At 45.8% G+C, this 9,839-nt stretch carries 8 protein-coding genes; 3 read left to right on the top strand and 5 right to left on the bottom strand.

Annotated elements, in window-relative coordinates; translation table 11 throughout:
* The first annotated feature begins 613 nt into the window (after positions 1-613).
* Together EFA69_RS12825 and EFA69_RS12820 are read left to right on the top strand one after the other, a co-directional pair.
* Positions 614-1,834 (top strand): replication initiation protein, encoded by a 1,221-nt coding sequence (locus EFA69_RS12825; RefSeq protein ID WP_123133530.1) that lies wholly within the window; start codon positions 614-616, stop codon positions 1,832-1,834.
* A gap of 365 nt (positions 1,835-2,199) precedes the next feature.
* Positions 2,200-2,481: a GIY-YIG nuclease family protein gene (locus EFA69_RS12820; protein ID WP_183906777.1), complete on the top strand. Its 282-nt coding sequence runs from the start codon at positions 2,200-2,202 to the stop codon at positions 2,479-2,481.
* A gap of 125 nt (positions 2,482-2,606) precedes the next feature.
* Here EFA69_RS12820 and EFA69_RS12815 read toward each other — a convergent pair whose 3' ends face one another.
* From EFA69_RS12815 to EFA69_RS12795, 5 genes are all read right to left on the bottom strand, one after another.
* A complete protein-coding gene (locus tag EFA69_RS12815; RefSeq protein ID WP_123133528.1) occupies positions 2,607-2,984 on the bottom strand; it encodes a TIR domain-containing protein in 378 nt (125 codons plus the stop codon).
* A 1-nt stretch (position 2,985) separates the two neighbouring features.
* Complete coding sequence (locus EFA69_RS12810; RefSeq protein WP_183906776.1) at positions 2,986-3,951, bottom strand: caspase family protein; 966 nt, start codon at positions 3,949-3,951, stop codon at positions 2,986-2,988.
* Between the two features lie 2 nt (positions 3,952-3,953).
* Complete coding sequence (locus tag EFA69_RS12805; protein WP_123133526.1) at positions 3,954-4,532, bottom strand: TIR domain-containing protein; 579 nt, start codon at positions 4,530-4,532, stop codon at positions 3,954-3,956.
* A gap of 328 nt (positions 4,533-4,860) precedes the next feature.
* Positions 4,861-5,133 (bottom strand): hypothetical protein, encoded by a 273-nt coding sequence (locus EFA69_RS12800; RefSeq protein ID WP_123133525.1) that lies wholly within the window; start codon positions 5,131-5,133, stop codon positions 4,861-4,863.
* Positions 5,134-5,276: 143 nt separating this feature from the next.
* On the bottom strand, positions 5,277-6,269 hold the full coding sequence (locus tag EFA69_RS12795) for an Abi family protein (RefSeq protein ID WP_221175738.1): 993 nt from the start codon (positions 6,267-6,269) through the stop codon (positions 5,277-5,279).
* A 245-nt stretch (positions 6,270-6,514) separates the two neighbouring features.
* Here EFA69_RS12795 and EFA69_RS12790 point away from each other — a divergent pair, with 245 nt between their 5' ends.
* Entirely contained in the window at positions 6,515-9,814 is a 3,300-nt protein-coding gene (locus EFA69_RS12790; protein ID WP_123133524.1) for a type ISP restriction/modification enzyme, read from the top strand.
* The last annotated feature ends 25 nt before the right edge of the window (positions 9,815-9,839 follow it).

Raw genomic sequence — 9,839 nt, 5'->3', positions numbered from 1 at the left:
TACTACTAACTACGGGGGTTTTACTTCATAGCCGTACAGATGCCCAAATTAAAAAAACCTTGATTTCCGCTTAAAAAGGCTTTTTTTTCAGTAAAAACCCCCTCAAAACCCGTACAAAATCCCAAACAGATCAACCTTATTTCTACAATTAGAGATCCTTTGTTCTACTGTCTAGACTTTCAAAAAGAGTAGAAAAAAATCTATTGTTTTATTTCTTATTAGTATATATTATTAAGTATTATGAAAGATAACTGATTTATTATCAACTAGTTATAAGCTTTTAGGCGTTCAAAATCCCAAACAGGGCGTACATAATCCCAAACCACCCGTACAATTTCCCAGCTCAAGGGGTACAATTTCCCAACTCAAGGGGTACTGAATCCCCAACACCCGTACACTTTCCCAAATACCCCTACACTTTCCCAAATACTCCTGCACTTTCTCAAATACCCGTACACTTTCCCAAATACTCCTGCACTTTCTCAAATACCCGTACACTTTCCCAAATACCCCTGCACTTTTTCTATTTCACTAGCTTAGGAACTATGATTTTAATAGCCGTACAACCTAATAATTTTGTACGTATATTTGGTTCAGCTTAAATTCCAGACTAATGATAGAAGGCTCTCTACCTGAGTTGAGTGAATCAGAACTACAACCCATAATACCAGACTTAGTACCTCTTAGGAACCCTCATAGCATAGTCACTCAGTCTAATGACTTGATTAATGCTTATTTTGATATGAGCACTGTACAGCTAAGAGCCTTTGTCTATGCTGTTGGTCATATCCATAAAAAAGATAAGGACCTAACCGCTGTGAAAATACCTATAAAGGCTCTATACAGTGGTGAAGGTGGCAAGAACTATAGAAATACAATCAAACTAGCACAGGAACTACAGAAAGTTGACATTAAAATTCTGAAGCTTGTCAAAGATAGTGAGGGTACTAAGCGTCAATATGAATCTTATACCATCTTCCCAACGGTAAAGTATACTGAAGACTCTAAATACATCGTCACCAGAATCAATCCTGACCTGAAGCAGTTCCTAATCAACCTCAATGGTAACTACACTCAAGCTGAACTGACCAAGCTTCTCTCTCTCAAAACTATTCAGGCGTACCGTATCTATATGTTCATCAAAATGAACATTGATAAAAGTAAGGGTAAGATTCCTGAGACTTTCAAGGTTGACTATAGAGAGTTCAGATTGATGCTAGGTCTTGATGTGATTGAAGATGCTGCACCAATGAAAACCATTAAACCCAAGACAACAGAATTGAGCTTGTTTAGTGAACTAACTAGTGTGCAGATATTTCCCGTTAAACCAAAAGTTAAAGTCTTAAAGTACGCAGAGTTTGACAATTTCAAAAAGCGGATTCTAAAGACTGCACAGACAGAACTCAAAGAGGCTGAATTATTAGACTTCGACTTTGAAGCGGATAAGCAAGGGGGGAGGAGTGTCAAGTATGTAACCTTCAAACTACGTCCTACTATTATTTTAGAGCAAACAGGAGAGCAGCCAAAATTAAAACATACACCGTCAACTCAGCTGGAAGGCTTGACACCTAATCAGAAGATTGTCTATAGCAGAATGTTGAAGTACCATTTTGAGGAAGACAAGGCTTATAGAGCTGTGACAGAGGCTGTAGATCTTGCTAATCTGTTAGTGTACATCAACCAAGAGATTTACTATGATAAGAAATCCATAGCTGTTGTTTGGGTTAACATTGAACCAGCCTTAGTGAAGAAGCGCAAGCTTGGTATCAGAGGTGAGAGGTGGTTGGATTGGACAAGAAAACCTAAGCCTGAGGGGTGGACTGAAGAAAAGTAAGCCTTTTATAAGTGCTATCATCATAGAAGTTCAGTCCTCTATGATGATAGCACTTTATTCCTTAGGCCCTGATAGGAATACCTAAAGCTGTGATATACAGTAATCTTCAAGAGTAGCTACAACGTGTTGTATATGGATAGAATCTATAACAATGAAATTTATTCTATTAATGTTAGAAATAATAACGCTAATAGAATAAATTTCATTGTTATAGATTATTTCTAATGTCAACTAATTTAAAGATGTTTAACATCTACTTGCATAAGACGTTCTGATTAAGAGAAAACTAATCCAAAGCTTTGGGTTAAGTAAAATAGGAAAACTAGATGCTGCCAGGCGAATTTATAAAATACAGTAGAGAAGAAGTGTTCAAGAAGTATAAGCAACTACGCTATACAAAGAATAACAATTCGTTTTTTCTGTATCTAATTTATACTGCAGGAACTTGTGTTTACGTAGGAGAAACCAGCAACATCTTCTGGCGGGTCACCAAGCACAAGGCCAAGTGCACGGCCGGGTCGGTCATCTACCTGCGCGAATACCCTGAAAAGGAAACGGTGCTCCGGCTGGAGAAGCACTACATCCGTATGCTCAAGCCAAAGTTCAACAGCCGCTACTGCCAGGCAAACCAACTGGAGCTTTTCTAATCATAAACTCAGTTCTAATTTGGTAGTCGCTAGGAAAGGAGAAGGGTAGAGGTAAACCATTCAAAACATTCGTAACTACTTCCTGTAACAGATGTTGATGGCACGTATGGCTTCAAATGGTCATCTCAAAGTGAGTCAATGAAACTGCTGACGTTTTCCCAGCCCCAAGATTTACATAAAGTACCCCATAATTCGACAGGCCTATTGTTCATATTGCCGTTCTTAATGTAAATGCCAAGCATTTTCAGCCCTTCCTCTTTGCCGCATTTTATTTCCCACAAAGCCCCGCTCGCGTTCCTGGTGTTCTCTGAGACTAGGACAATCATAGCATCACACCCCCTGATCCGGGTTCTGCAGTTTGTTTTCCAGCTGTTGTCCCAAGGCACTTTCACGGACATGTCCACGAACTCGTATGGGACCCTGGTGTTTTTAGCATGCCCGCAGAAAAGGGTTTTAATGGCTTCGTCCTCCATTGCGAAGGATACAAATACTCTTTTTTTCATGTTATATTCTTTTGTCCCTCACTAACCTCCAATAGTGGTATCCCAAAGCCGTGAGTTTGCAGCTCCTGCTGTTCATCGCGGCAAAGTACATGTGGTCCTCATCGACGGGTACCACTAACCCCACCCTGTTCATCTGCTGTAATTTCTTGAACGTTGCCACATTGTTAGCCACGGCATACGGCTCTTTGTAATCATGGACTACGCTTTTGTCATTCGTAAACTCGAACGAGGGGTCTAGAATAATCTCTTCTGTGGGGTTGACGAAGAGGTTTACAATGTCTCTTAAGGTCTGCAGCGGAATTTGGGGAGTCACTTCTCTGAGGGAGGTGAAACGGTTGATATTGGTTTTGAAGACTGGTCTCTGATCCCAAGGACCAAGCGCCTGGTCGATGAAAGCATATATGCTTCCTGGCGTTATATGGCCTCTCAGATCGGCAGCGCCACCTTTCAAAGCTTCTAAGAGAAGGGTTGTGAAAACCCCATGCCCGCCGATCTCCAGCGAGTATTCATTATTTTTGCTGGCTGTCAAAATGGATATACCATCTCCGATGTTAGCCTTGTTATCGCCTGTCGGGGTACCGAAGGCTCCAGAATGGCAGCAGTCCAGGATTATCACCTTGTTCTTACAGGCGGATTTATTCGCATGGTTGAGTATGTCATCCATCGAGATGCCGAGGTCGTTCGGCTGGGCATCAGGCGTGACGATATAGCCTCCCCCCAAGTCATCCAGGAACCCATGGCCGGAAAAGTAGAGTAGGCAAGTATCGGCCTCTCCGGAGAAAAGGTCGATGATCAATGTCTTCAACTCTGATTTTGAAGGAACATTGAGCTCTAGCCTGACGTCAAAGTTCGGCGAACCGTCTGCGTTGGACTCAAGTACAGTCCGCATTGAGATGGCGTCATTCTCGCATCCCCTTAGCGGCGCAGTAGGGTAGTCGTTTATTCCTATCACTAAAGCCTTTTTCATTATCAGAATATATTAACGTTCCTTGTAAACGGCTTCATGCCGGAACTGATGAAATCATCCAAGACCACATATTTCGTGGCATTCTCGATGACCCATAATTTAGGCTCGTCTCTGTCGCTAAGCCTCTTTTTCGCGAAAGGGTATAGCTTCAGGTATTCAAACCCAGTATAGGATTCGGGAGAGTTGCTTGACTCGGAGACGGGGAGAACGGCGCATTTTGTGGTATTGCCATCCACGAAACCTAATTCCCAGGGCATCCACTTACTTGTGGATGCGTTTGTTGAAATAGCCAAAAGCAGGCTTTTCGAGCTCTTCATCCTATTTCGGATATGCTCGGCTGATGCCTTGGTCACATTGCCTCTGTCCAGATGGGGGTCTATGATCCAATCCACATACACCTTGAAACCCAGGGAGGTGAGCTCAAAGAAAAGACCTTTGACTACCTGCCTGTCCAGGAAAGAATGGGATAGGAATATGTCAAAGGTTGTGTAACTCTTGCTTTCATTGATGATTCTTTCCGACTGGGAGAAGGTACTCCTCTCAGAGACAGCCTTTAGGTACTGGGTAGTATATAGGGGCATAGGGGGTTATAGTTTTATTCTAGGCAGCCAAATGCCCAGAATAACAATGGTGGAATCAATTAAGTTAGTGCGAGGTATTCTTGCCTTACTCAAGCGGACTTTGGTTGTATGGATCAGCCATGGCAAAGCATCAGAGGATGCTTGCTATCCAACCAGATCAAACCGGCTTCTCTTTCTACTAAACCATTAGATTTCTAATCTAAGCAAAGATACCGGTCTTTTGTTGCCTGCCCTGGATTAGGTGGAGCTGTTTATGAAGAAACATAACTCTACCATGTTCTTTTGAAAAGTAGTGCATGTCCACCCTGAGGATAACCTCCTAAAAAATCTATTTATCAAGATAGTCAGAGATTTTGGATATCAGCCCCTGAGTGCTTTTAAGGTCTTCAACATAGCTTTGCAAAAAGCCAGCCTTGTCTAACTGTTTCTCCAAATCAGACTTTTTGATTCCTTTCCTGTCTTCATATATATGCAAAAGCAGTGTGCTGTCACCGTCAAAATTCTCTATTTTGTCTTTTAGGTGGGCTTCTTTGTCTAATAGGGCTGTGAATATAGTGCCGATCTCATTTTCATCAAATGTTATAGGAGCGGATTGGTTCATAGTGATAATTTAACAAGGTGTTAGCTTACGTTGCTCAGCTATCAAACTTAGATAAATTATACTATCATAGGCAATATAATGTTGTGGAGCTATGCAAGATAGATTAAAGAATGCAACCTTGTGCTTTCTCTCCATGGCATGGGCTATTGCCAGAGCGGCTCCTTGTTCCAGTCATTCAAGAAGCCGAGCTTATGGATTCCTATATTCGGATTAGAGGCGAAAAGTGCTAATATCCTGTCTTTGATCTGATGCCCAGGGCTTATATGGTTGCAAAGGTAGACCATAGCCGAAATAATCAGGAAAGGTTTTTTGGTCTGCGCCTGTACTAGCGGCTTTGTGAACCACAGGCCAGTAGGGTTATTCAGTCGCACAGTAGGTGTCTTGACCATGTTCCTGCTCCATAGCCTTGAGTGGTGGGCGATTATGTTCCTGACGTAGGTGATGGCCTCCAGCCAACTGGAGAGCTCGCTATGCAGGTTTAGCCCCATCTCCTTGGCGATCGCGGCCTTCTCGGGCAATTGGTGTCTCAGGTTCTTATATAGCTTTGATAGCGTTCCCATCGATGCCACCTCCAAGGTCTTCCAGGCATCGGCATCCTGGTTGGGATAGCGCCGATGGTGGTCTTTGATGAATGTTTCCTGGCTTCTCTTGAACTCCTTCTTTAACTCGTCTATTGTATTTTGATGGCTGGTCTTCAACGTTCCGTCATGTGCCCTTAGTACAGCGGTGTCGAAAAGCCCGGGGTCCAAATACGACAGGCCGCCGTATCCAACGGATAGGTGATAGATCAGTTTGGTGCGTAGGGCGATCTCTATCCTTTCCACAGCGTCGAACAGGATCAGCCTCAGGTGGCGATCGAAATTATAGCGGTCAACGATGTCTTCGAAGAAAGTACCCGATTTCAGGGTATGCAGCGTTTTGTCATCCTGCCTATCCCACCAGTACCCTTTTAGACGGTAGTAACTGATATTCCCAAGGAGATGGAGGGCACTAGGCTCATCACGGAATAGCATCCCCCTGCTTTTGAGAAGGGCTACCTGATCGGCTATGGTGTAGGCGCTTTTGTTTGCCACAGCTATAAAAAAAATGACCCACTTGCAGTTCTTATGGTATGCAAGCAGGTACTGTTGCTGCAAATTTACGCAATTTTTTAAAAAAGGTGGTAATGTATTTTCTAAAATGTATCTAGTCTCTCTTTGTCGTGAGGTTAAGCTTACAAGAACAGTATTGCTTTTTATACAAGACATTTTTTTAGAAACAGTTGAAGAATAAGATTCATGAACCAGTAATTCCGATGGGGGGTTGCAAAACCCAGCTATCTCCTTAGCCTAAACCTTTATCTTAGCAGACAGAAGCAGGCATTACCTTTTCTCTATCCTGAATGACTATTCCAGAATATCTAGACCGCATAAATACCCGATACCAGACCGGCATTTCTAGAGAACACAGCTACCGCGGCGACTTGCAGACGCTGCTGGAGAGCCTGGTTCAGGACGTGCTGGTGACCAACGAGCCGGCCCGGGTGGCCTGCGGCGCGCCAGACTACATCATCACGCGCAGGGATATTCCGGTGGGCTACATTGAGGCCAAGGATCTGGGCAAGCCGCTCAACAGCAAAGACTACAAAGATCAGTTCGACCGCTACAAGGCTTCGTTGAGCAACCTCATCATCACTGATTACTTAGACTTCTGGCTCTTCAAGGAAGGCGAGCTGGTGACCACACTCAAGATTGCCGAAATTAAGGACGGGCAGGTGACACCGCTGCCGCAGAACTTCGCGCTGTTTAAGGCCTTCATCATTGATTTCTGCCAGTTCAAGGGCGTCACTCTGAAGTCACCGGCCAAGCTAGCCACCATGATGGCTGACAAGGCCAAATTCCTGGCCCAGATTATTGAGCGCGCGCTTAGCGTGGAGGGCGATGCGTACGAGAACCGCACCCTGCATGATCAGTTACAGGCGTTCAAGGTGGTTTTGCTGCATGAGATTACGCCCCGTGAGTTCTCAGACATTTATGCCCAGACTGTGGCTTACGGAATGTTCGCGGCGCGGCTGCATGATCCCACCCTGCCCACGTTTTCTCGGCAGGAGGCTGCCGAGCTCATCCCCAAAACCAACCCGTTCCTGCGCAAGCTTTTCGGGTATATCGCGGGACCCGACATCGATGACCGAATCAAATGGATCGTAGATGCGCTAGCGGACGTGTTCAGGGCCACAGACATCAAGGCCATCTTGAAGAACTTCGGGAGGAGCACCCAAACGCATGACCCTATCATCCATTTCTACGAGACCTTCCTGGCCGAATACGATCCCGCCCTACGCAAAAGCCGCGGCGTTTGGTACACTCCGGAGCCGGTGGTGAACTTTATAGTTCGCGCTGTGGATGACATCCTCAAGACTGAGTTCGGGCTGAAAGACGGGCTGGCTTCTACCGAAACAACTGAGATTGAGGTGACCACCCAGTTAACCGACCGCCGCACTAAGGACAACGTGAAAAAAGCTAAGCAGACGGTGCACAAGGTGCAAGTGCTGGACCCTGCCACCGGCACGGGCACGTTCCTGGCCGAGGTAGTCAAGCACGTGTACGGGCGATTTGAGGGGCAGGAGGGTATCTGGAGCCAGTACGTGGAGAGGCACCTGTTGCCGCGCCTTAACGGCTTCGAGATCCTGATGGCCAGCTATGCCATGTGTCACCTCAAGCTGGACCTGCTCCTGCAGGAGACCGGCTACGTTCCCCAGAGCCCGCGCCGCTTCAAGGTGTACCTCACCAACAGCCTGGAGGAGGCCGTGCCCAGCCAGCTCAACCTCTTCGCCTCGTGGCTCTCGGACGAGGCCATGCAGGCCAACGCCGTCAAACGAGAAACGCCTGTGATGGTGGTGTTGGGCAATCCGCCGTACAGCGGCGAAAGCCAGAACAAGGGCAAGTGGATCATGGACCTGATGGAAGACTATAAGAAAGAGCCCGGCGGGAAGGAAAAACTAAAGGAGAAAAACTCTAAATGGATCAATGATGACTACGTGAAGTTCCTGCGCTTCGGGCAGCATTTCATCGAGCAGAACGGCGAGGGAATCTTGGCTTTCATCAACCCGCACGGCTTCCTGGACAACCCAACCTTCAGGGGGATGCGCTGGAACCTGCTCAAAACCTACGACAAGATCTATACGCTTGACCTACACGGCAATGGCAAGAAGAAAGAGACCGCTCCAGACGGCTCCATCGATGTGAACGTGTTTGGCATAATGCAGGGGGTTTCGATAAATCTGTTCATGAAAACAGGCAAAAAGAAGCCGAATGAATTAGGCAAAGTATTCCATTACGACTTGTTTGGGAAACGAGAATCCAAATATGACTTCTTGAATCAGGAAACTCTAAATTCTATAAGGTTTACTGAACTCGATGTAGGAGGTCCCAATTATTTTTTTGTCCGTAAGGATTATGATACCCTTACAGTATATAATGAGGGGATTTACCTGAAAGACCTGTTTGTTGTCAATTCCATTGGATTGGTGACGGCAAGGGACGAGTTCACGCTGCACGACTCCAAAGAAAAAGTAAAAAGCATCGTTGAGGATTTTCTAGGGTTGGAAAACGAGGTAGCCAGAACAAGATTCTCCTTAGGAAAGGATGTGAGGGATTGGTCGGTTGAGTTCGCGAAAAAGGATTTGTTGAGTTCCGGACCCGATTTCAATAAAATCGTTCCTATCAGTTACCGACCTTTTGACACAAAGTATACCTACTTCACCGGTAAATCGAAAGGTTTCCATTGTATGCCTAGGGGGGAAGTAATGCAGCATTTCCTTAAGGGACCGAATATTGCCCTGAATCTGTGTAAAATGGGCAGATCCATTGATTCGCATAATTACTTCTTAAGTGATAAAATCACGGACAAAAACCTTACATCATCATTAGATAGTGTCAATACCTTTCCCCTCTATCTTTACCCCGAAATCAAGGAGCAAACGCAACTAGACGGGCTGAAAGCGGTGCGCACACCAAACCTAGACCCCAAGGTAGTGCAGAAAATTGCCGAGGGGCTGGGACTCACCTTCGTGCCCGAGAAAGAAGGCGAGGGCAAGGTCTGTTTCGCGCAAAGCCTTGAGGTCCGGCCCGAGTTCCGACAGATCTTCGCGCCCCTAGACCTGCTGGACTACATCTACGCCGTGCTGCACAGCCCCAGCTACCGCGAGCGCTACAAGGAGTTTCTGAAGATAGACTTCCCCCGCGTTCCCAACCCGCAAGACGCCGAGCAATTCTGGCAACTGGCGGCACTTGGCGGTGAGTTGCGCCAACTGCACCTGCTCGAGCACCTAGCTGTGCGAAAGCCCATTACCCAATACCCTTTGGCGGGAGACAATGTAGTGACAAAAATCAGGTTTGAGGAAAACTATGAGATCCTGGAGAAAGACTGCATCAGCCTTATTGAACCCGTGTACCGCTCAGGCCGTGTCTACATCAATGAAACCCAGTTTTTTCAACAGGTGCCGTTACAGGCTTGGGAGTTCTATATCGGTGGTTACCAACCTGCCCAGAAATGGCTCAAAGACCGCAAAGGCCGCGAACTCCAGTTTGATGATATTGTGCATTATCAACGCATGATTGTGGCTCTTTTTAAGACGGCAGAATTAATGTGGGAAATTGATAAAGTACTCGCGCCTGAGAAAACAGAAGATGTTCTTTCATAAAAAAGGAGACCATATACTGTCGTTC

The organism is Rufibacter immobilis, from assembly GCF_003721565.1.
In the GTDB taxonomy this organism is placed as follows: Bacteria; Bacteroidota; Bacteroidia; order Cytophagales; family Hymenobacteraceae; genus Nibribacter; species Nibribacter immobilis.
Note: the sequence above shows the minus strand (reverse complement) of the source record. Positions and strands in the feature narration are given on the sequence as shown.

Bases quoted from the DNA above. Each gene is read 5' to 3' on its own strand.
- EFA69_RS12805 (WP_123133526.1), bottom strand. From the start codon at position 4,532: ATGCCCCTATATACTACCCAGTACCTAAAGGCTGTCTCTGAGAGGAGT.
- EFA69_RS12810 (WP_183906776.1), bottom strand. From the start codon at position 3,951: ATGAAAAAGGCTTTAGTGATAGGAATAAACGACTACCCTACTGCGCCG.
- EFA69_RS12800 (WP_123133525.1), bottom strand. From the start codon at position 5,133: ATGAACCAATCCGCTCCTATAACATTTGATGAAAATGAGATCGGCACT.
- EFA69_RS12790 (WP_123133524.1), top strand. From the start codon at position 6,515: ATGACTATTCCAGAATATCTAGACCGCATAAATACCCGATACCAGACC.
- EFA69_RS12815 (WP_123133528.1), bottom strand. From the start codon at position 2,984: ATGAAAAAAAGAGTATTTGTATCCTTCGCAATGGAGGACGAAGCCATT.
- EFA69_RS12825 (WP_123133530.1), top strand. From the start codon at position 614: ATGATAGAAGGCTCTCTACCTGAGTTGAGTGAATCAGAACTACAACCC.